General features: G+C 68.6%; 15 protein-coding genes. 8 read left to right on the top strand and 7 right to left on the bottom strand.

Annotated features, from left to right (window positions below):
- The first annotated feature begins 347 nt into the window (after nt 1-347).
- Complete coding sequence (locus FQY83_RS08855) at nt 348-1,448, top strand: helix-turn-helix transcriptional regulator (RefSeq protein WP_146387173.1); 1,101 nt, start codon at nt 348-350, stop codon at nt 1,446-1,448.
- 261 nt (nt 1,449-1,709) lie between these two features.
- Nucleotides 1,710-3,074, top strand: a complete 1,365-nt coding sequence (locus FQY83_RS08850) for an alpha/beta hydrolase (protein WP_158636470.1) — start codon at nt 1,710-1,712, stop codon at nt 3,072-3,074.
- A gap of 74 nt (nt 3,075-3,148) precedes the next feature.
- Here the strand turns inward: FQY83_RS08850 and FQY83_RS08845 are convergent, their stop codons facing one another.
- The 3 genes from FQY83_RS08845 to argE form a co-directional block, all read right to left on the bottom strand.
- Entirely contained in the window at nt 3,149-5,263 is a 2,115-nt protein-coding gene (locus FQY83_RS08845) for a TonB-dependent siderophore receptor (RefSeq protein ID WP_146387169.1), read from the bottom strand.
- Between the two features lie 342 nt (nt 5,264-5,605).
- Nucleotides 5,606-6,913 carry a spinster family MFS transporter gene (locus FQY83_RS08840; protein ID WP_158636469.1) on the bottom strand — a complete coding sequence of 436 codons (1,308 nt, stop codon included), beginning with the start codon at nt 6,911-6,913 and terminating at the stop codon, nt 5,606-5,608.
- Entirely contained in the window at nt 6,910-8,088 is a 1,179-nt protein-coding gene (gene argE, locus FQY83_RS08835; protein WP_202878174.1) for an acetylornithine deacetylase, read from the bottom strand. The genes FQY83_RS08840 and argE overlap by 4 nt, the downstream gene beginning before the upstream one ends.
- A 227-nt stretch (nt 8,089-8,315) precedes the next feature.
- Here argE and FQY83_RS08830 point away from each other — a divergent pair, with 227 nt between their 5' ends.
- The 6 genes from FQY83_RS08830 (at nt 8,316) to FQY83_RS08805 (ending at nt 15,941) form a co-directional block, all read left to right on the top strand.
- Entirely contained in the window at nt 8,316-9,041 is a 726-nt protein-coding gene (locus tag FQY83_RS08830; protein ID WP_146387165.1) for a TorF family putative porin, read from the top strand.
- Between the two features lie 75 nt (nt 9,042-9,116).
- Nucleotides 9,117-10,019, top strand: coding sequence for an alpha/beta hydrolase (locus tag FQY83_RS08825; protein WP_146387162.1), 903 nt, complete (start codon nt 9,117-9,119; stop codon nt 10,017-10,019).
- A gap of 462 nt (nt 10,020-10,481) precedes the next feature.
- On the top strand, nt 10,482-11,954 hold the full coding sequence (locus FQY83_RS08820) for an APC family permease (RefSeq protein WP_146387160.1): 1,473 nt from the start codon (nt 10,482-10,484) through the stop codon (nt 11,952-11,954).
- Between the two features lie 43 nt (nt 11,955-11,997).
- Nucleotides 11,998-13,437, top strand: a complete 1,440-nt coding sequence (locus FQY83_RS08815; RefSeq protein WP_146387158.1) for an amidase family protein — start codon at nt 11,998-12,000, stop codon at nt 13,435-13,437.
- A 34-nt stretch (nt 13,438-13,471) separates the two neighbouring features.
- Nucleotides 13,472-15,097: an alpha/beta hydrolase fold domain-containing protein gene (locus tag FQY83_RS08810; protein ID WP_158636467.1), complete on the top strand. Its 1,626-nt coding sequence runs from the start codon at nt 13,472-13,474 to the stop codon at nt 15,095-15,097.
- 217 nt (nt 15,098-15,314) lie between these two features.
- Nucleotides 15,315-15,941: a trimeric intracellular cation channel family protein gene (locus FQY83_RS08805; RefSeq protein WP_146387154.1), complete on the top strand. Its 627-nt coding sequence runs from the start codon at nt 15,315-15,317 to the stop codon at nt 15,939-15,941.
- A 28-nt stretch (nt 15,942-15,969) separates the two neighbouring features.
- Here the strand turns inward: FQY83_RS08805 and FQY83_RS08800 are convergent, their stop codons facing one another.
- The 4 genes from FQY83_RS08800 to FQY83_RS08785 all read right to left on the bottom strand — a co-directional run bounded on the left by FQY83_RS08800 (nt 15,970) and on the right by FQY83_RS08785 (nt 22,618).
- The gene (locus tag FQY83_RS08800) at nt 15,970-16,818 is read right to left on the bottom strand and encodes an aldose epimerase family protein (protein ID WP_146387152.1); all 849 of its coding nucleotides are present in this window, start codon (nt 16,816-16,818) and stop codon (nt 15,970-15,972) included.
- Nucleotides 16,808-17,827 (bottom strand): glycoside hydrolase family 43 protein, encoded by a 1,020-nt coding sequence (locus FQY83_RS08795; RefSeq protein WP_146387150.1) that lies wholly within the window; start codon nt 17,825-17,827, stop codon nt 16,808-16,810. The genes FQY83_RS08800 and FQY83_RS08795 overlap by 11 nt, the downstream gene beginning before the upstream one ends.
- A gap of 27 nt (nt 17,828-17,854) precedes the next feature.
- Nucleotides 17,855-19,333, bottom strand: coding sequence for an MFS transporter (locus tag FQY83_RS08790; RefSeq protein ID WP_146387148.1), 1,479 nt, complete (start codon nt 19,331-19,333; stop codon nt 17,855-17,857).
- 375 nt (nt 19,334-19,708) lie between these two features.
- Entirely contained in the window at nt 19,709-22,618 is a 2,910-nt protein-coding gene (locus tag FQY83_RS08785) for a TonB-dependent receptor (protein WP_146387146.1), read from the bottom strand.
- Nucleotides 22,619-22,986: the final 368 nt, after the last annotated feature.

Raw genomic sequence — 22,986 nt, 5'->3', positions numbered from 1 at the left:
ATCTTCTTGCAGAACAGCCACATAGCGGAGATTGCAGCCCTCGCCCCGCCACTGGACAGCGCGCGCCGGCCGTCTTTTCATGCAGGGGATGGACTGAGGATGTGGCAGTCATGGTCCGGGCGGTTGCTGGTGTGTTTTTCGAGCCTAGCCCCGGGCCATCGCGACGGTGATGCCGATCAGGGCGGCGACTTAGCAGAAGCGGCCCGCGGCACACAGGCCACCCCTCCCTGGTCCACGGGCCGCGCGCAGGACAGGGCGCGGGCATGCTTCGCCGCGGGAGATCCGCGGCCTCGGGCGCGACGCGGACACGAGGTCCGTGGTTCGCGCAGGCACAGGGGTAAGCGCAGATGAACCTTGACGATCGCACCATCGAAGACATGCTCGGCTGCGCCGGGCAACCGACCGAAGCGGCGCGCTGGCGCGGCATGACGGTCGACGAGGGCTGGCGCGAGCCGCTCGTGTCCGGGCACGGCTTCCGCCACCACTACGACGAATCCGTGGGCGACGGCGGCTGGGTGTTCCACCAGCTCAACGACGCGCTGTCGATCGCGGTGGTCGATTTCCGCGCCGCGCATCATCTCTCGCGCACGCACCGCCACGACGACCACCTCGTGTTCTGCGCCTGGATCGAGGGGCGGAGCACGATCAGCGCCGACGGCGAGCCCGCCGACGAAGAGCTCGCACACGGGTTCTGCACCTTCTACGGCCTGTCGAGCGGCGATGCCGTGCATACCGTGTACGAACCCAACCGCCCTCTGCGCTGGGTCTCGATCTTCCTGCGCCGCGACCGCGTCCGCGACGTGCTCGGCCTCGACGTCGAGGCGCTGCCGGCGATCTTCCGAGACTACATCCTCCACGGCACGCCGATCGGCCTGCGCCACGTGCCGCTGCGCAGCGGCGCGAGCATCGCCGCCACCCAGGCGTTCGAGTGTCCCTACGAGGGAGAACTGCAGCGGCTCTACCTGATCGCCAAGGCGATCGAGATCGTCTGCGCCGTGATCCAGTCGCATGCCGAACACAACGATGCCGACGGCCCGGTGCTGCGGCGGGCGGACATCGAGAAGGTCAGGCTCGCCCGGGAGGTCATCGAGGAGAACCTCGACGAGCCGCTGAGCGTGGCCGAACTCGCCACCGTGGTCGGCATGACTGTCAAGAAGCTGCAGTACGGCTTCCAGGTGCTGTTCCGCGGCAGCGTCGCCCAGGTCTACAAGCAGGTCCGGCTGTCGAAGGCGATGGTGCTGGTGAGCAAGAGCGACAGGTCAATGATCGACATCGCGATCGAATGCGGCTACGAGTGCCCCGGCAGCTTCACCCGCGCGTTCAAGCTGGCGTTCGGCTCCAGCCCGACTCTGGTCCGCGCGATGGCGATGCAGGGCGTGCTGGCGGAGCTGCCGCGCGAGCGCGACGCGCAGGCGCACGAGATGTCCGATGGAGCGCTCGTGAACTAGCCTGCATTTCCGCAAGCTCTCTCAGCCGTCATTCCGGCGAAAGCCGGAATCCATCTGCTTTTGATTCTGCCTGGAAGAAGTCGATAGCGGAAAGCAAAATGGATCCCGGCTTTCGCCGGGATGACGATGCCCGGGTTGTGGATGACGGGTGGTGTTTTGAGGCGCTTCATCCTTCGGCAGCTCTCGCGCAAACAAGGCTTGTGCACGATCCTGCCATCATCCCTTCGATCATCGGGCACGGCCCGTCCACGAGGAATCTCCATGCCACTGAATGCCCGCATCGACGCACCGTTGGTGAGGACGCCAAGAACGCGTACTGTCACTGTCACCACGATCGCCGCCGCCATCGCCCTGTGGATCGGCTCCGCGGCGGCGTCCGAGCCGATCTTGCCGCCTCCCGATGGCGAGCACGCCGTCGGCGTCGCCCGGGCCGAATTCGTCGACCCGTCGCGACGACTCGATGCCGGCGACCCGGCAAGCGGGCCGCGGCGGCTGCCTGCCATCGTCTGGTATCCGGCAGACGGACGCAGTGCAGCCGAAGGCTCGGCCTACATCGAAGGCGAGGCCGCAACCGTCACCCTGCCGGCCATCGCGCGCAACTTCGGATATGCGCCCGAGGACCTGCAGGCGATGGCGTCGCTGCGCATGGACGTGCAGCCCGACGCGCCCGCAGCCCGGTATCCGCAGGGATTCCCGGTGGTGGTGTTCAGCCACGGCTTCTTCCTGTATCCGGAGCAGAACAGCGCGCTGGCTTCGCGTCTGGCGAGCCACGGCTACATCGTGGTGTCGATCGCGCACCCGGGGGACGCCGCCGACCAGCGCCTGGAGGACGGACGCGTCGTCGCCACCCTGCTCGCCAGCGAAGGCGACGATCCGCGGCTGGCAAAGGCGCTGTCCACGCTGGCCGCGGGGACCGACCTCGCCGCGAGCCGCGAAGCGCTGCCCTTCTACGCGGATGCCCTCGCGGCGACGCGGATCGGCCGTTCCTTCGCGCAGTGGCGCGACGATACCCTGGCCGTCGCCCGCGCCATCGCCAACGGCGGCGAGCCCCCTGCCCTGCGCGACGCGCTCGCCGCCGCCGATCGCAATCGCCTTGCCTTCGCCGGCATGTCGTTCGGCGGCGCCACCTCGGCCACGAGCTGCCGGCTGGTGGACGCCTGCCGCGCGGCGGTGAACCTCGACGGCCAGAACTTCGATCCGGACCTGTACGACGGGCCGGTGGAACGGCCGCTGCTGCTCATGCTGAGCGACTGGCCGCGCTATGGCCTGCTCGAAGGCCAGCCGCGGGAAGCGGATTTCAGCCCGAACGACCTCGCCTACGAGTCATGGGATGCGGCGGGAGAAGACCGCGACGTGCTGCGCGTCAGGCTGCAGGGCATCCGCCACATGGGATTCACCGACCTCGTCGCCCTGCTGGACGGTCCGAAGCGGGAAGATCGCGTCGGCGTGATCGACGGCGACGAGGCGCTGACCGCAATCGGCGACCTGGTCCTTGCCTTCCTCGATGCGCAGGTGCGCGATGGCGATGCGGCGGACATCGACGGCGTGATCGCGCGCCATCCCGCGCTCGTGCGCCACGTGCCGGAACGCCTGAGGAAATGGGCGGACGAGGATCGCTCGCGATAGGGCGGGTCTCGACCCGCCATTGCGCCAACGGCAGATCCCATGGCGGGTCGAAACCCGCCCTATGCGAAGGCTTCTCAGAAGCGCCAGTCGACGCTCAGCGCATACTCCCGGGGCGCGCCGTAGTAACTGACCGAGTACAGACTCTGGATGTACTTCTTGTCGGTGATGTTGTTGACGTTCGCACGCACGGTGACGTCGGGCCTGATGTCCCAGGCCGCGAACGCGTTGAACAGCGTATAGCCGCCCTGTCGTACCGGCGCACTGGTGACATAGCTCTCGAAATTGGAGATTTCGCTCTGCCAGCGGCCACCGACGCCGAACGACAGCGCCGGAAGACTCGACAGGCGCGTGCTCAACAGCAGGTTGGCGGTCCGGCGCGGCACCCAGCTGTAGGTGTCGCTGCCTTCCTCGCCATCCATCGACAGCTGCGTGTAGCCGAACAGCAGGCTGGTGTTGTCGCTGAGCTTGCCGCTCGCCTCGAACTCGAACCCATGGGATTCGATGTCGATGGGCCTGTAGTAGCCGTAGGCATAGCCGTCCATGAATCGGGTCGCAACATAGGTGGACAGGCCATCCTGTTTAGCGCCGAACCAGGCCAGCGTGGTCAGCAGGCGCCGGTCCAGCCACTCGGCCTTGACGCCGACTTCGTAGTTGGTGCCCTTGCTCGGGGCGAAGTAGTTGCGGTCGTAGTCGACAGCATCCTGCGGCTGGTAGATGTACGAGTAGTTGACGTAGCCCGTGACGCGGTCGCTGAAGTCGAAGGTCACGCCGGCGTAGGGCGCGAGGTTTCGGTCGGTGACGTCGGAGGCCACGCCAGTATTGTCGACGGCGTCGCGCTGGTACTCGGCCCAGTTGAAGCCGAGGATGGTCTTGAAGCGATCGGTGAATGCCAGCCGGGTCGCGCCGAACACGCGGGTCAGGCGCTGGTTCAACGTGGTGTAGACGGTGCGGTCGCCCCAGGTGGGCTCCGGAATCGCGTTGCCCGCGTAGGGAAAGCCCGGCAGCAGACCGAACTGCGGAGTGGTCGGACTCGTGTCAGTCGGGTGATACCAGTCCGTGCCCTCGCTGCGCGCCGTGCTGACGCCGAACATCGCCTCCTGTTCCTGGCCGAACAGTTCGAAGCGGCCGTTGAGCGTGACGTCGCCTAGGTGGGCCTTGGTTTCGTACGGACTCTTGTAGGCCCAGCCGTACAGACCCACACGAGTAACCGGGTCGAGGCCGGCCAGTGAGTACCCCATGAACAACTTTGAATCATGGTCGTAGAGGCGGTAGTTGTACGAAACCTTCGCCTGCCAGTTGTCGCCGAACCGATGCGTGTAGTCGACGAACCCGGCATGGGTGGTCGAGTTCCAGTACGTCCAGTCCTGGGTGGTCGACGCACTGCGGTCCCATTCGAGCTGGTTGCCGTTGGTGTCGATGAAGCTCAACGCGCCCCACATGTTGCCGCTGGTGTCAGCCTTCTGCCAGGAATAGCCGAACGCCAGCGTGCCGTTCTCGCCGATCTGGCCGTCGATCACGCCGTACAGGTAGGTGCGGTCGCTCTCGAAGTCGCGCAGGTAGGAACCGCTGTCCTCACGAGCGGCGACCACGCGACCGGCCCAGGTACCGTCCTCGGTGAACGGAGTCGAGTAGTCCGCTTCGACGCGGACGCGGCTATGCGAGCCGAACGTGAGGCCGACCTGGCCCTGTGCCTCGTTGGTCGGCCGCTTGCGCACGTAGTTGATCGTTCCGGCGGCATTGCCCACGCCAGTCAGCAGGCCGTTGGCGCCGCGGATCACCTCCAGCTTCTCGAAACCGAAGGCGTCCATCGCATTGGTCACCACGCCCCAGCCGTTGGGCAGACCGACGCCATCGATCTGGGTGTTCTTGATCTCGAAGCCCCGCGCGAGGAACCGGGTCGAGTTGGTCGATGTCTGCTCGACCTGGATGCCGGTGGCGAGGCGCAGCGCGTCGTTGAGGCTGTCGGCGCCGAACTGCTCCATCTGCTCGGTGCCGATCACGCTGATCGACTGCGGGGTTTCCTTGATGTCGAGGTCAAGGTTGGTCGCACCGTTGCTGACGCGGCTGGCACGCTGGCCGACGACGAGGATACTGTCGAGATCCGTGGGATCGCCACCCGGTGCGGCGGTGTCGGCATCCTGCGCGTGGACGTGGACGGCGGCGAGCAGGCCGACGGCCAGAAGGGACATGCGCGGCAGGCGCCGACAGCGCGTTGTAGAGAAGGTGGTCATGGAAACTCCTGGGCGGACTGGCGGGAGTGGGCGATGCGACGAAGAGACATCGAACTGAAACTTCACGTTGCGACAATCATTGCCTGCTGCGATTCCTGGTCCGCACCGTCGGCGTCCCGTGCGCGCGCCGGCATCGCCAGGATTGCGAAGAAGGACGAGGCTGGAGCCTACATGCATGCGGGCATTCCAGATGGCCCCTCCCCCAAGGTTCCTGTCGTCCGGCGGCGATCGCGTCGCGGCCGGTCCATGTCGAACTTAGTCGGCGTTCGCCCTGGCCGCTTGGCAGGCCAAGGCGGATCCTTATCCAATCGATGCCGGCGCCGCGGCGGCGGCTTCGCGCGCGGCGATGTCCGTGCGCAGGTGCCGCGCCGCCATGACGAAGCCGAACACCGACACCGCCGAGCCGGCCATCGCGGCGAGCATGGCGTAGCGCAGCGAGTCCTCACCCAGCGCCGGCTTCCACAGGTCGCTGGCGAGGCCGACGAACTGCGGCCCGAGGCCGAGGCCGACGATGTTGTCGATCAGGATCAGGGTGGCCACGGCGGTCGCGCGGCTGCGTACCGGCACCAGCCGCTGGACGATGGCGATCGTCGGGCCGATGAACGCGGCGGTCAGCGACAGCGGGACGATGGCGGCCGCCAGCGCGACGCCGGTGTCCGGTGCCAGGAAGCAGATCGGCGCCAGCGGCAGCGGCGCCAGTGCGGCAAGCGCGGGTACCCAGGAATACCAGCGCTGGTCCCTGCGCCCGAAGCGGTCTGCGAGATGGCCGGCCGCATAGGTCGCGAGCCCGCCGCAGACGCCCATGATCAAGGCCATGACGATGCCGATCTCGGCGGTCGACAGGCCGTGGCTGCGCGAGAGGAACAGCGGGAAGAAGCTTCCCAGCGCATAGGCGGTGAAGCAGGTCGAGCAGGCGCCCAGTGCTGTGTAGCGAAAGGCGCGGCTTCGCCACAGCTGCCCCATCACCGTGCCGAAGGCCGGCGCGTTCTCCTGCGATGCCACCGGATCGCTCGCGCCGCGCCGCGGATCGCGCACGGTCGCCAGCAGCACCACGGCGATCACGAGCCCGGGAATGCCCGCGGCGATGAACGCTGCGCGCCAGCCCCAGGCCTGCGCGATCGCCCCGCCCGCGGCGAAAGCGACGAGCACGCCGAGATTCGCGCCGGTGGCGTAGATCGCCTGCGCACGCGCGCGTCGCTCCGGCGGGTAGAGGTCGGTGATCATCGTCTGCGAGGCGGGGCCGGTCCCGGCCTCGCCCACGCCGGTCAGAATGCGCGCCACGGCCAGCTGCCAGAACTGCACCACCAGTCCGCAGGCGATGGTCATCGCGGAGAACAGGGCCAGCGAGGCCGCGATCAGCCGGCGGCGGTTGACCCGGTCGGCGAGCAGGGCCAGCGGCAGGCCCATCGTGGCGTAGAAGAAGGCGAAGGTCGGCCCCACCAGCAGGCCCAGGAAGGTGTCCGACAGGTCGAACTCGGCCTTCACCTGCGGCAGCAGGATCGCCAGGATCTGGCGATCGATGAAGTTCACCAGGTAGATCGACGTCAGCACGCCGAGCACCCAGCCGCGGCTGTCGACGATGCGACCGGAGGCGCTGGCGTCGTTCACCGGCACGAGGCCTCGACCAACCGGTCCATGAAGGCCTCGCCCGCGGCGAGCTGGTCCAGCGCGATGTATTCGTCGGGCTGGTGGGCCTGCGCGATCCAGCCGGGGCCGCAGATCACGGTCGGAAGCCCGGCGCGTTCGAACAGTCCCGCCTCCGCGACATAGGACGCGACTTCGCGTTCGGGCGCCTCGGTCAGGCGCGACACCAGTTCGATCGCGGGCGCGTTGCCCGCGCCGGTCAGCGGCGGCACGTCGGAGAGGATTTCGGTGGCGATGCCGCAATCCGGGAAACGCGCGCGGATCCCTGCATCGAGCTGCCTGGCGAGGATCTCGACCTCGTCGTACACCGCGTGCGCCTCAGTCGGCGAGGCGGAGCGGATGTCCCAGATGAAGCTGCATTCGCGGGCGAGGATGTTCGGCGCGGTGCCGCCGTGGACCGTACCGATGGTGACCGTGGTGTGCGCGGGCTCGAAACCGTTCGCCTTCGCCGTCGCCGGCGCCGCGGCCAGGCGGTCGGCGATCTCCACGATCTTCGCCATCAGCCGCGCCGCGACCATGTTGGCGCTGACGCCGAGCTGGGTCTGACTTGAATGCGCCTCGTGGCCGAGCACGGTGGTGCGCAGGCCCATGATACCCTTGTGCCGCTCGACGATGCGCATCCCGGTCGGTTCGCCGACGATCACCAGACCCGGCCTCGGCACGTTCGCCAGCAGCGCCTCGATCAGCGAAGGCGCGCCAAGCAGGCCGACCTCCTCGTCGTGGGACAGCGCGAAATGGATCGGCCGCTTGAGCCCGGCCGCGAGCATCGCCGGCACCCGCGACAGGCCGGCGGCGAGGAAGCCCTTCATGTCAGCCGTGCCGCGGCCGTGCAGGCGGCCGTCGCGTTCGGTCAGCGTCCAGGGATCGCTGCGCCAGTCCTGTCCGTCGACCGGCACCACGTCGGTGTGGCCGGACAGCACGACGCCGCCCTCGACCTCGGGACCGATGGAGAACAGCAGGTTCGCCTTGCCGCCCTGTGCAGCAGGAATCCGCGTCGAGCGCACGCCCAGTGCTTCGAGCCAGACCTCGACCGCCTCGATCAGCGCGAGGTTGGAGTTGCGCGACGTGGTGTCGAACGCGACCAGGCGCGCGAGCCATTCGCGTGCGCTTGCGGGATCGGCGGCGTTGATGGTGGCCAAGGTCTATCCTGTCGCTGGACGATCCCCCGAGCCTAACCCGCAGGGCATCGCAATGGGCATGCCGATTGAAGCGGCGGCTTAGCCGAAACGGCACGGCGTCCGCGTGCGGAAACGCGCACGCACGCCCTGCTGCATGCCGAGATCGGATGGCGCGCATATCCATTCCGGCTAAGCGCGGCGCCGCTTTTGCCAAGCGGTGACCGCACGGGAGCCACTACGCTGCCGCGATGAAACGACCACTACTCGCCTTTGCCTGTCTCGCCGCCTTCGCCCCGCTTGCCGCCGCATTGGCCGGCGAATCGGGACGCTCCCTGCACTGGGCCAACGGCGCCGCCTTCGCCACCGAATACGTCTGGCGCGGCCAGTCGCTGACCGACGGCAAGCCGGCGATCGTCGGCGAACTCAAGCTGAACCACGACAGCGGCGTCTATGCCGGGATCTGGGCGGGCAATCTCGATCTCGGACCGGAGACCGACACCAGCGTCGAGATCGACTACTTCCTGGGCTGGGCGAAGCGGATCGGGCAGCTGTACGTCAATGCCGGCTATCTCTACCGGCAGCGCCCATCCGACGCGCTTTCGCTCGACTTCGAGGAAGTCAGCGTTTTCGCGTCGTACGACTTCGGCGTCGCACGCGTCGGCGCAGGCAGCTACTACGCGTGGGACTACTTCCAGGGCGGGAACTCGACCTACACCTACGCCAACATCGGCGTGCCCCTCGGCAAACCGCGGGGCGTGCCTGTGTCCGCAGTCGTCGTCGCCGGCCACCACGATTTCAGCAACCGGGCGATCGGCGACTACAGCACCGTCGACCTGCGCCTCGTCGCACGGCACAAGGCGTGGTCCTACTCGATCGGCTACAGCGATACCGATATCGACCCGGGACGTTCGGGCCTGCTGACGCGCGACCAGAGCGACGCGCGCTGGCGGGTGCAGGCCCTCGTCATGTTCTGAGTGCGGCAAGCGCCGGACAGCGTGTATTGCTGCCTGCAATGATGTTTCCCGGACAGGCGAACCGAGGGAGGGAATATGTGCAGACCATGCCGGGCACTCACCTGGATCTTCGCGGCGGCCATTGGCCTCGTCCTGCCCGCGACCTGGGCCGCGGCCGCGCAGGCGGCGCCCGCCGCCTCGCCTGGGCCGGTGGGCTACACGATGCCGTCGACCCAGGTCTGGGACCTCGCGTCCGACAGCGGCGAGGTGTACCGCATCTTCGTGTCCGCCCCCACCGGAGGCGAGGCGCCCGAGGACGGCTATCCCGTCCTGTACGTGCTCGACGGCAACGCCTACTTCGCCTCGTTCGCGCAGGCGCGCTGGGTGCAGGAGTACCTGCCGGTCGGGAAGTCGATCATCGTCGGCGTCGGCTATCCCGGCGACGACGCCTGGGACGTGCGCCGGCTGAACGACTTCACCGCGCCCCTGCTCGATCCTCCGCCACGGCAATGGCGCGAACTGGCCAAGTACAAGAGCGGCGCGCGCAGGGAGTTCCTCGATTTCCTGACCGGCAAGCTGCGCACCGAGATCGGCCGCCGCTACCCGACCGATCCCGATCGCCATTCGCTGTTCGGCCATTCGCTGGGCGGCCTGTTCGCGCTCTATGCGCTGTACGAACATCCGCAGGCCTTCCACTCGATCGTGGCCGCCAGCCCTTCGATGGAATGGAACGAACAGGGCATTCTCGAGGACGAACGTGCGTTCACGGCTCGGCTGACGGGCGGGAAGATCGGCAGGACGAGCCGGCTGATGGTGGTCGTCGGCGACCGCGACACCGACGACGATCCGGAGCCGGCGCGCGCACTCGTCGACCGCCTCGACCGCCTGTCCGGCCACGGCCTGCGCGTGCGCCTGCAGCGCTATCCGGAGGAAATCCACGTCACCGTACCCGCGCGCTCGGTGACCGACGTGCTGCGGTTCGCGTTCGAGATCCGCTGAGTTGCTGCTGCGGCGCCTCGTCGCCGCGGCTATGCCACCGATACTCGTCATCCCAGCGAAGCGCTTTACAACAGCCGAAGGCTGGTCAAGCTGGGATCCATTTTGCTTTTCTGCTTTTTCGCCATTGGTTCCTCCGAGCAGGGCCAACGGCAAATGGATCCCAGCTTTTGCTGGGATGACGGGGTTTGATCGACAGCACCGGGCTGACGATATCCGGACCGAGACGCTGCGGCGCCGTAACGCGGTGGCCACGACAGGCAAGTCGCAGCCAATGCCCCCGGCCCCATCCACGCCGGGCACGTTCTGCAAAGTCCGGGGGCGGGATGGCGAAGCGGCGGGCCTTCGCGGCGGACAGCATGAAACCGCCATGATCGATCGACCACACCTCCTCGCCCCGCCCGCAGGCATGCCGGCCGCACCCTGCCTGCGTGGTGCGCGTGCCGCCGGCAGCGTCGATCCGCGATGACTGCGTCCACGTCACCGAACCGAACCCCGGGACTGCAGCTCGGCCTCGGCTGGGGTTCTCTGCTGATTCTGGGCGTGGCCCAGATCCTCGGCGCCGGCGTCTATGTCCTGGTCGGCACCGCGGCGTCGCTGTACGCCGGGCCGGCGGTGACGCTGTCGTTCGTGATCGCCGGCTTTGCCTGCCTGCTGGTCGGGCTGTGCTATGCCGAACTGGCCTCGAACATGCCCGAGTCGGGTTCGGCCTACAGCTACTGCAGGCACACGCTGGGCATCGGCCCGGCCTGGGCGCTGGGCTGGCTGCTGTTCCTGGAGTTCAGCGTCGCCGCCTCGTTGCTGGCTGTGGGATTTTCCGGCTACTTCGCCAGCCTGCTGGCGGACATGGGCATCGCCCTGCCGGCGGCGATCTCGACACCCGCGATCCAGCTGCTGCCGGGAAGCACGGGCAAGTCGCTGGCCGTCAGCGGCCACGTCAACCTCGTCGCCGCCGGCGCGGCGCTGGGCGCGGGCGCGATCGTCGCGCTGGGCACGTCGCGCTCGTCCCTGGCCAACGCCATCCTGGTCGTGGTGAAGGTGCTGGTGCTGGCCAGCTTCATCGTCGTCGGCGCGACCGCGGTCGATCCGGGCAACTGGTCGCCCTTCCTGCCGCCCAACGAGGGCGGCTTCCGCTACGGCTGGGAAGGCGTGGCGCGCGCGGCGGCGCTGCTGTTCTTCGCCTTCCTCGGCTTCGAGACGGTGTCCACGGCCGCGGCCGAAACCCGCAACCCGCAGCGCGACGTGCCGATCGGGATCCTCGGCTCGCTGGCGATCTGCGCCACGCTGTACGTGCTGGCGGCGATCGTGCTGACCGGGCTCATCCCGTTCCGGGAGCTGGACGTTCCCGATCCGATCGCACTGGCGGTCGACCGCATCGGCTGGCCGCAGTTCGCGGTGGTGATCAAGATCGGCGCGCTGGCCGGGCTGGCTTCGGTGCTGCTGGCCAACGCCTTCGGGCATTCGCGGGTCTGCTACGCGATGTCGCGCGACGGCCTGCTGCCCGACGTGTTCGCAAGGCTGCATCCGTCGCGCAACAGCCTGTGGATCGCCAACCTGCTGCTGGCCGCGCTCGCCGCGGTCAATGCCGCGCTGCTGCCGATCTCGGTGATGGCGGACCTGATCTCGTTCGGCGTGGCCTTCATGTTCGCGATGGTGGCGATCAGCCTGATCCGGGTGCGCAGCGCGCAGCCCGAGCGATCGGGCGGCTTCCACGTGCCGCTGGGCGGCGTGCGCATCGGCGGCGTCTGGTTCGGCGTGGTGCCGGTGGCGGCCATCGTGATGAGTTTCGCGATGACGCTGCCGGTGGCGCTGGACATCGCGCAGCAGGCGCGCAGCGGCGACCTGCTTCCGATCGTGCTGCTGGGCGCCTACGCCGCGATCGGCGCCCTGCTCTACCGCTGCTACGGCCGCCCGCGCGCACTGCGGCGCGTGGCCTGACGTCTTTCCTTCCCTGCCGCCGCAGCCCGACGGAGCCCTGCGCATGTCCGCCCGCAACACCCTCACCCGCACGGAGGCTTTCACGATCGGCCGCCTGGACGCGCACGACCAAGCGGCCATGGTGCGCTCGGGCGACATCGACGCCGCCGGCCTGGTCGAAGCCGCGATCCTGCGCATCGAAGCGCTGGACCCGCAGCTGCAGGCCCTGAGCCACCGCGCCTTCGCGCAGGCCCGGCGCGAGGCCGCTGCGCTCGATGGCGTCGCCGCCCGCGGCGCGATGACGGGCGTGCCCTGGCTGGCGAAGGATTCGCTGGACTATCCGGGCATGCCGACGCAGGCGGGCTCGCGCAGCCGCAGCGGCATGCTGGTGCAGCGCGGATATCCCTACGTCGAGCGGCTGGTCGCGCAGGGGCTGGTCGCGGTCGGCAAGTCGTCGATGCCGGAGTTCGGGCTGCTCGCCTCGACCGAACCGCTGCTCGGTCCGGTGACGCGCAACCCGTGGTCGCTGGCGCATTCGCCGGGAGGCTCCAGCGGCGGTGCCGCCGCCGCGGTCGCCGCCGGCCTGGTCCCGCTCGCGCACGGCAGCGACGGCGGCGGTTCGATCCGCCTGCCGTCCTCGTGCTGCGGCGTGGTGGGCCTGAAGCCGGGCCGCGACAGCACCGTGCGCGTGCGCAGCCGCCACCTGGTGGAAGACCTGCTGGTGGCCGACGGCCTGCACGCGCGCAGCGTGCGCGATGCCGCCTGGGCGTTCGCCACGACCCATCTGCAGGCGGGACGCGACATGGTCCGGGATCCATCCGCGCGGCGCCTGCGGATCGCGGTGATCGAATCCGGCCTGCGCGGCGCCGCGCCGCATGCGGACGTCCGCGACGCGGTCGCAGGCACGGCGGAGCTCTGCGCATCGCTCGGCCATCGCGTTGAGCGCGCGCCGTGGCCGCTCGACGGCGACGCGGTCCTGACCGCATTCGAGGACCTGTGGTCGCATCTGGCCGCCGACTGCGTCGATGCCGAGCGTGCGCAGCTCGGCGGATGTCGCCTCGAAGATGCGCTCGAGCCGTGGACACTTGCGCTCGGCGCGCGCGCGGCGAACCTGCCCACGCAGGCGCTCGAAGCGGCCTACCGCCAGATCGCGCAGCTTCCACAGCAGCTGTCGGCATTCTTCGCCAGCCACGACGTCGTCCTGACCCCGGTCGTCAGCGCACCGCCGCCGCCGCTGGGCACCTTCGCGCCCGACGTGCCGATGGACACGCTGATGCAGACGATGTTCGCGTGGATCGACTACACCCCGCTGCAGAACATGGCGGGCACGCCGGCGATCTCGCTGCCGCTGTCGGCCAGCCGCGACGGCCTGCCGATCGGCAGCATGTTCGCGGCCGACCGCGGGCAGGAAGACGCCCTGTTCGCACTCGCCTATGAACTCGAAGCGGCAGCCCCCTGGGCCGAACGCTGGCCGGCCCATTCCGTGGCCGCCACCCTCCCCTGACCGCCTTCCCCGATTCCCCTCCCGACCCGACCCCATGTCCAATCCTTCGCTTTTCCAGCCGCTTTCGCCGCGGGACATCGCCGACCTCGTCGCCGAACAGCCGCTCGCCTGGATCGTCTCCGGCGCCGCGGGCGAACTGTCGGCCACGCCGCTGCCGGTGCAGGTCGAATGCGACGCCGACGGCCATCCGCTGCACCTGCTCGGCCACTTCGCGCGCAGCAATCCGCAGTGGCGCGCCTTCGCCGACGATCCGCGCGCGACGGTGCTGCTGATCGGTCCGCACGGCTACGTCTCGCCCTCGTGGTTCGCCGATCGCACGCGGGCGCCGACCTGGAACTACGCCACCGCCATCTTCGACGTGGACATCGAGCTTCACGACACGCCCGAGGATGCCGACCGCCTGCTGCGTGGCCTGACCGACGACATGGAGCGCGGACGCCCGGGCGCATGGAGCATCGAGGAAATGGGCGAGCGCTATGCCTCGCTGCGCAAGGGCGTGGTCGGCTTCCAAGCGCACGTGCGCGCGGCCCGCGCCACGTTCAAGCTCGGCCAGGACGAACGCGACGACGTCTTCGACGACATCCTGCGCGGCCTCTGGGATACGCGACAGCACACGCTGGCCGCGTGGATGCGCCGCTTCGACGGCGGCCGCGGCGCCGATGCGATCGCCGCGATCGAACCGCGGGCGAAGCCGCTCGACCCCGAGATCGCGGGCTTCATCGACAGCGTCATCGCCGAGGGCCGGCGCATCACCGCCGGCCGCGAGCTCGACTGGCCCGAACGCCGCGAGATCGTCGAGCAGGTCCGCCGCCCCTGGTGCGAAGGCGGCCCGGTGCCCGCGCGCACCGAGGAGATCTTCGCCGACACCCGCCACGGCCCGGTCCGGCTGCGCATCCACGATCCCGCGCCCGGCACCGCCAAGCCGACGCTCGCCTTCCTGCACGGCGGCGGCTGGGCGATGTTCAGCCTCGACACCCACGACCGCGTCATGCGCGAACTGGCCGCGCGCGCCGGCGTCGCCGTGGTCGGCATCGACTACGCGCTGTCGCCGGAAGTGCGCTACCCGGTGGCGCTGGAGCAGGTGATCGACGTCGTGCGCTGGCTGCAGGACAACGGCGCCGCGCACGGGTTCGATGCGAGCCGGCTGGCGCTGGGCGGGGATTCGGCCGGCGGCAACCTGAGCACGGGCGCGGTGCTGAAGCTGCGCGATATCGGCGAAGGCGAGCGCATCGCCGCGGTCCTGAGCTACTACGCCGGCTTCACCCCCGACTGCTCGCCGCACTCGCGCCGCCGCTACGGCACCGACGAGGACATGCTGACCGCGAAGGAAGTCGACACCTTCTGGAACTACTACATCTCGCGGCCCGCCGACCGCAACAGTCCCTACACCCACGGCCTGCTGGCCGAACTGGAGGGACTGCCGCCCTACTTCATCGGCATCGGCGAGTGCGACGTACTGGCCGAGCAGAACCTGGCGATGGCCGGCAAGCTGCTCGCGTCAGGCGTCGACGTCGAGGTGAAGCTGTATCGCGGCGCGCCGCACAGCTTCATCGAGGCGGTGGCGGTGTCGTCGGTCGCGCGGCAGGCGCTGGAGGATGGTGCGGCGTTCCTGCGGCGGAGGTTCGGACTCGGGCGGGCGGTTGCCGCGGCCCACGGATGAACCTGTTGCCCACGCCGGTTTGCTGACGGGCGACTGTCTCGGGGTTGCCCCCACCCCAGCCCTCCCCCGCAGGCGGGGGAGGGAGTCGAAAGCAGGCGTTCCTGCTCCCTCCTCCGCTTGCGGGGGAGGGTTGGGGTGGGGGCCAACCGCATCCGCCGCCCGCCCGATCCGCTTCGCCGATAATGTCCGCAAGCCGGCCGTCCCGGCAGCGCGCGACATGACCCCGATCCTGCTCTCCTCGCTCGACCTCATCGGCACCTTCGCCTTCGCCATCAGCGGCGCGACGCTGGGCGTGCGCAAGCGGCTGGACCTGTTCGGCGTGCTGACCCTGTCGTTCGCCGCCGCGACCGCGGGCGGCATCACGCGCGACATCATCATCGGCGCCCATCCGCCGGCGGCCTTCGCCGACTGGCGCTACCTGGCCACGGCAATGCTCGCGGGCGTGGTGACCTTCTTCGGCCACGACCGCGTGGAGCGGATGCGCAATCCCGTGCAGCTGTTCGATGCGGTCGGGCTGGCCCTGTTCGCGGTCAGCGGCACCGCCAAGGCGCTCGAGTACGGCATCGGGCCGACCGGGGCGATCCTGCTCGGCATGCTCTCGGGCATCGGCGGCGGGATCGCGCGCGACGTGCTGGTCGCGGAAATCCCGGCGGTCCTGCATCGCGAGCTGTACGCCGTCGCCGCCCTGCTCGGTGCGGCGCTGGTCGCCGCCGGATCGGCGCTGGGATTCCCCTTCGCGCCCACGGCCATCGCCGGCGCCGGCGCCTGCTTCCTGCTGCGCTTCATGGCGATCCGACGCGGATGGAACCTGCCCATCGCGCGGCTCAGGGACGTGGACGACTGATCGTGGAAGCGCCTTTTGGCTCGGCGCGTCAGTCCCAGGCCAGCACGTAGCGCGCCGACGCCGTCTCGCCGGGCTGCAGCGTCAGCCCCAATCCCAGGTTGAAGGCGTCGGGCGGCGCGGTCTGGGGCTCGACGCAGGTGGCGAAGCCGGGGACGTCGTAGACCACCCAGTCGCTGCATGCGGAGGTCAGCCGGAGCCGCTGGCCGTCGCGATGCAGCACCACCTCGCGGCGATTGACGAAGCAGTCGTCCCAGGGGCCCGGGCGCACGGCCTGCAGCGGCAGCGCGGTGATGCCGTCGTCGGCGTCGCGCGAGTACATCGCATCGGGTGCGAACTCCAGCCGATCGGGCTTGCGGAACCAGGGATGCCAGCCCATCGCCACCGGCATCGCGTGTTCGACCGCGGTGGTCGACAGCGTCATCGTCAGTTGCCGGCCGTCGATTTCGATGCGCTGCCCGGCGACGCCGCCGAACGGCCAGCGCGCATCGTTGGGCAATGCCAGTTCCAGCACGACGTGGCGCGGCGACTGCTCCGTCACCTGCCACGGCAGCAGGTAGCCGACGCCGTGGATCGCGTGGCCTTCGAAATCGGCCGGCAGCGTGTAACCGCGGCCTTCGAACCCGAAGCGGCCGCGACGGATGCGGCCCACCCACGGCACCATCGGGTAAGAGCCCCAGGCGATGGCCGCGGTCGCGCCGTGCTCGCCGTGGCCGAGCAATTGTTCGTTGCCGTCACAGCGGATCTGGGCGATGCGGCCGCCCGCCTCCGGCGCGATGTCCACCGACAGGTCGCCGTCGGCGATCGTCAGCAGCGCGCCCGGCGCCATCGGCGAGGCGGCGCCGATGGCGCCCGCCGTCGCGCCCGTGTCATTCGCCATAGGGATGCAGGGTCCGGATGCGGCCGTCGGCCTCGTAGTGCAGTTCGGCGACCTTGGCCGAGCGCAGGTGGGTGACGCCGCCCGACAGGATCGAGTCGTGGTAGTACAGCCACCAGCGGCCCTCGAACTCGACGATCGAGTGGTGCGTGGTCCAGCCGATCACCGGCGTCAGGATCACGCCCTGGTAGACGAAGGGGCCATAAGGGCTGTCGCCCGTGGCGTAGCACAGCAGGTGGGTGTCGCCGGTGGAGTACGACAGGTAGTACCTGCCCTGGTGCCTGTGCATCCACGGCCCTTCGAAATAGCGGCGGTCGTGGTCGCCGGCCAGCAGCGGCCGGCCGGCCTCGTCGACGATCACCACCTCGCGCGGGGCCTCGGCGAACTGCTTCATGTCCGCCGTCAGGCGCGCGATACGCGGCCCGAGCGCGGGTTCGCCGTCGGCGGGCTCCTCGTTGTCCGCAGCGTGGGTATTGTCGCGGTACTGCTGCAACTGCCCGCCCCAGATGCCGCCGAAGTACATGTAGTGCTCGCCGTCGTCGTCGGCGAACACCGCCGGATCGATCGAATAGCTGCCGGTGATGGGTTCGGGTTCGGCCGCGAACGGCCCTTCCGGGCGCTCGCCCACGGCCACGCCGATGCGGAACAGGCCGTCGGCGCACTTGGCCGGGAAATACAGGTAGTAGCGGCCGTCCTTCACCGCCGCGTCCGGCGCCCACATCTGGCGCTCGGCCCACGGCACGTCGTCCACGTGCAGCGCCACGCCGCAGTCCACCGCCTCGCCCTCCGGCGAGTCCATGCGCAGGACGTGGTAGTCCTCCATGCCGAAGTGGGCGCCGTCGTCGTTGAACGGGATGCCGGCGTCGATGTCGTGCGAGGGATAGACGTACAGCCTGCCCTCGAAGACGTGCGCGGAAGGGTCCGCCGTGTAGATGTGCGTCACCAGCGGCCTGGAGATGGCCTTGCCGGCCAGCGCCTCGAGTTCGGCCTCGGTGTATTCCTGGTCTGCCATGTCAGTGATTCCGTACGGGTCCCGGGGTCAGGCGTGCTGCGCGGCGCGGCGCTCGGAGAGCTCGCGCTCGATCCGCGACTCCATCGACTTGTCGATCCTGTAGAAGAACAGCAGCCCCACGCCGAGCAGGAACGGCAGCGAGCAGTACACGCTCACCGAAAAGCGGATGCCGTCGATGGTGTCCGGTGACTGCGCGGGCAGCGAGGCGTCGTAGCCGTAGCGCGCGAGGATGCCGGCCACCAGCGCACCGCCGATCGCCAGCCCCAGCTTCAGCCCGCACAGGATCGCCGAGAAGATGATCGCGGTGGCGCGGCGGTTGTTCTTCCACTCGGAGTAGTCGGCCACGTCGGCCACCATCGCCCACAGCACCGGGATGGTGATGCCGTAGAAGAAGCCGTGCAGGATCTGCGAGACGAACACCAGCCCGATCCGGTCCGGCGGGAAGAAGTAGAACGCCAGCATGAACAGCGTCGAGACGAACAGGAACAGCCCGTAGACGTCGCGCTTGCCGAAACGGTCGGCCAGGCGCTTGGAGAAGCCGATGCCCACGACCATGAAGATGATGCCGCCGGCGTTGAACAGGCTGAAGGCCGAGGTGGTGGCGTCTTCGGGCCACTGGAAGCCGGTCAGGCCGATCCCGGTCAGCGCCGCGTTCAGGCCGGCGATGAAGCCGTTGAAGCCGATGCCCTCGAGGAACGCGGCCAGCGCCTGTTCGTCGAGGTAGTACTGGAAGTAGTAGACGTAGGTGCCGCCCTTGAGCGCCAGCGTGGTGAACACGAGGATGGTCAGTACCAGCATCACCAGCCAGGGCCGGTTGCGGCCGAGGTCGGCGAGGTCCTGCGCCAGGGTCGACTTCTGTTCGACCGTCGGCACCACGCGCTCGCGCGTGGTGAAGAAGGTGATCAGGAAGAACACGGTGCCGACGACGGCGAACAGCAGGATGGTGTTGTGGAAGCCCTGCACCCGGTCGCCGTCGCCGAGGATCAGCACCAGCGGCAGCAGCAGCGACTGCACCACCAGTTGCGCGACCATCACCGCCACGAAGCGATAGGCCGACAGGCTGTTGCGTTCGGCCATGTTGCCCGTCAGCACGCCGCTCAGCGCCGCGTACGGCAGGTTGTTGGCGGCGTAGACCAGCACCAGCAGGGTGTAGGTGGCCGCCGCGTAGAACACCTTGCCCTGCGGCCCGAGGTCGGGCGTGCTGAAGGCGAGCAGCGCGAGCACGCCGAACGGCACCGCCGTCCACAGGATCCACGGCCGGAACTTGCCCCAGCGGCTGTTGGTCCGGTCCGCGAGCACCGCGACCAGCGGCGTGAACACGAACGCGCCCAGCAGGCCGACGACGAAGATGATCGTCGCCGCGGTCCCGGCGGGGATGCGGTAGATATCCGTGTAGAAGAACGCCAGGAACGTCATCAGCGTCTGGAAGACCAGGTTGGCGGCCAGGTCGCCCAGGCTGTAGCCGACCTTCTCGGTGACCGAAAGCTTGTCCGCGCTCGTATTCATGGATGTTGGGGTGTCCGTGCTTGCCCGCTGGCGGGAATGGTGGCTGGTGCCCGGCTACTCTATCGGTCCGGCCGGCATTTTGTAGGAGCGCCTTCAGGGACCTTCTAAAAAACTGTCATTTCGAGCGTAGCGAGAGGCGCTTTACAACGGCGAAGCCGGTCAATCCAGGCGTTTGAAAAGCAAGATTTCTCACTGCGTTCGAAATGACAAATCCGGAATTTTCAGAAGCGCCCTTCAGGCGCCCCTACGGAATACAGGTTGGATGAATGGCCGCGCCCTCGCCGCCCGTTCCGGCTCCCGGAAAAAGACACGACCCGCCCGGCATGGAAACGCCGGGACGGGCCGTGGGGAGTAAAGCATTCCGGAACAAGCGGATCAGAACGTCCCGCGGATGCCCACCAGGAACGTGCGCCCCGGCTCGTAGATGTCGCCGGGCACGTTCGGATAGGTGATGTAGTTGCGGCTCTGCTCGTTGGTGATGTTGATGACGTTGAAGGTGAGCTGCGGCTTCGACGGCAGCGACGCCAGCGTGTAGCTGGCCGAGAGGTCGAACTGGCCGCGGTCCTCGCCGAAGTACTGGCCGTAGTTGATGCCGCCCTCGTTGTTGCCCAGCGCGCGCTGGGCCGAACCTTCCACCCAGTTGTAGGACAGGCGCACCGAGGCGACGTCGTTCTCCCAGTAGGCGGTGGCGTTCCACATCACCGGCGAGATGCCGAACAGGTTGCCGGCCAGCTGGTTGGCTTCCTGGCCCGTCGGCTCGAGGTCGATGTCGGTGTAGTTGGCCATGATGCCGAGGCCTTCGAACACGAAATCGAGCGGCTGCACCCAGATCAGCTCCCAGCCCTGGATGTCGAGCGTGGCGTTGGCGTTGACCTGCTGGCGTACGTTGATCGGGGCGTCGAGGCCGCCGTTGGCGTTGAGCGCCGCCAGCTGGTTCTCGCTCAGCGCATCGAGCGGGATGCCGAGGTTGCGGAACGGCATCACGTTGATGCCCTGGTAGGTGTAGCCGGACACGCGCTTGTTGAACAGCGTCAGCGCCACCATGCCTTCGTCGCCGGTGTACCACTCCAGGCCGAGGTCGAAATTGGTCGACAGGTACGGCGACAGGTTCGGGTTGCCCTGGTCGGCGATCTCGGCCGAGGGGTCGGAGAAGGTCGTCGCCGGCAGCATCGAACGCGGGTTCGGACGGGTCAGCGTGCGCGAGCTCGCCAGGCGCAGCACCCAGTTGTCGGCCACGTCCCAGGCGGCGTTGAACGAGGGCAGCCACTCGTCGTAGCTGGCGCTCAACGTCTGCCAGGTGCGCTCGGCGCCCAGCGTCACCGGGCCGGTGATGTCCTGGTCGGTGTCGACGTAGCGCACGCCGCCGTTGACGCGCAGGTTGCGGTTCCAGATCTCGGTCTCGCCATTGAACTCGACGTAGGCCGCGATGCTCTTCTCGTCGAAGCCGCCCGACGCCGCGCCCACCGACTGCGAGGTCCCCGTCTCGGGCGCGCTGTCGAAGAACTGGCCGTAGTTGGTGGCGTTCATGAACGCGTCGAAATCGACGGTGATGAAGCCGTGCGGACCGGGCCTGAGGAAGTTCGGCAGCGCGGACGCGGGCACGGTTTCGAAGACGTTCGCCTGCCAGGCCGCGCTGTTGTCGAAGGCGACGATGGTGCGGCGGGACCGGTCGTGCGACACGCCGACCTTGATGTTCTGGTTGTCCTCGCCGAACTGCAGATCGGCGCGCACGCGCCCGGCCTCGGTCACGCGCTTTTCGTTGTTGAGGTTGACGCGGCCGCCGGACCACGACCAGCCCGCGTTCGGGTCGTTGAGGTCGAGTCCGCCGGAGGTGAAGCTCGGCGTGCCGTTGTTGGTGTATTCGACCGTGGTGAACGGCGAGGTCGGCAGGATCGTCGGCGATTCGCGGAAGAACCAGCTGCGGCTCCAGTTCGCCTGCAGGTCCAGCTTCACGCCGTCGTTCTCGCCGAACCAGAAGGTCGCGCCGGGGTTGACGTTCCAGTACTGCACCTCGTCGCGATAGGGGCGCGCCTCGAGGAAGAACTGCGCGTTGACCAGGGTCGCGCTGGTCACCACGTTGTTGCCGTCGAGCACCATGTTGGTCGGGATGAAGCCGGACGGGCCGAAGGTGCGACCGACCAGGTTCATGTCGATGCGGTCGTTCTCGTACTTGGCGCGCGAGTACAGCGCGTCCACGTAGAAGTGCATCCTGTCGTTCGGGCGCCACTCCAGCGAACCGACCACGGCCTCGCGGTCACGGTCGCCGGACATGTCGACGGGACGGGCCAGGCGCGGGAACAGGGCTTCGGTGATCTGGCCGATGCTCAGGCCCGGATTCTGCTCCATGAGCCAGGCGGCATCGATGATGTCCCCCGGTGTCATTCCTGCCCCGACCGTCGAGGCATTGTCCGGCACCGTGTTCGGCATCTGCAGGCTGCCGCCGCCGCCGGGGTTGCACGCGGCCGGGCGGTTGTTGAGCGGGTCCACGCCTTCCGGCGCTTCCAGGCCGCACTGGGTGTAGTTGAGGCCCGGGTTCATCCAGCCCACCGACTCCCAGCCGCGCACCGAGATCCGGCTGCGCACCACGGACGCGCCGACCAGGGCGCCGAAGGTGCCTTCGTCGTTGGTCCAGCTGTACATCGCCGAGCCGCGCGGATTGAACTTCTCGCCGATGGTGTTGTAGTCGAACTGCCCGGAATAGTTGAAGTGGCGGCCCGGGATGTCGAACGGGCGCACGCTGCGCATGTCGACCACGCCCGAGATGCCGCCTTCGGGCAGGCTGGCCTGCGGCGACTTGTAGACCGTGAGCTTGTTGAAGAACTCGGTCGGGAACAGGTTCAGGTCGACTTCGCGGTTCTGGTTGCCGCGGTTGAGGCCGATCGAGGCGGTGGCCGCCTCGCCGCCGTTGATGATGGTCTTGGTGAAGCTCTGCGGCAGGCCGCGGATGCCGACGTTCAGGCCCTCGCCATTGACGTCGCGGTCGATCTGGATGCCCGGGATGCGCGCCAGCGACTCGGCGATGTTCGAATCGGGGAACTTGCCGATGTCCTCGGAGAAGATCGAGTCGGTGAAGCCGGTGGCTTCGCGCTTGGCGTCGGTCGAATACTGCAGGCTCTGGCGGTAGCCGGTGACCACGACCTGGTCGAGGTCGACGGCATCCTGCGACGCCGGCGTCGGCGTCGCCTGCGCTTCGGGTGGATCCTGTGCGAGGGCTGCGCCTGCGATGCCGACCAGGGCCAGGCCCAGGGCGTGTGACAAGGCTGTTCTTGCGATACGGATTTTCACGGAACTCCCCTCCCGCTACATGGTGGATCCGGCGTGCTTGCGCGATGTCGGCTGCAGGCCGGTTGGCTGGTGGTGCCTCGTTGCTCCGGAACGCGCACACGGCGGCTCAGGAGTGGCCGCCGGATGGTAGCGCTACCAGAATAGGCCGGCACGCCGCAATGCAACATGCGCGCGGATGAAACCTTGCCCCTGCAGGAATGCCGCGTCGCAGCATGAAAAACGCCGTCGAGGGCGAAACTTCCCCGGGGGCGCGATGTCGACGCTGGCCGCGCTCTCCCGGAGTGTGATACTGATAGCGCTATCACGAATCGCGCCGGGGAGAGCGATATGACGGCTGCATGCATCGGCACTGCGACGTGCCATGTCTT

The organism is Luteimonas marina, assembly GCF_007859325.1.
Taxonomy (GTDB): Bacteria; Pseudomonadota; Gammaproteobacteria; order Xanthomonadales; family Xanthomonadaceae; genus Luteimonas; species Luteimonas marina.
This window is presented reverse-complemented; position numbering and strand designations above follow the sequence as displayed.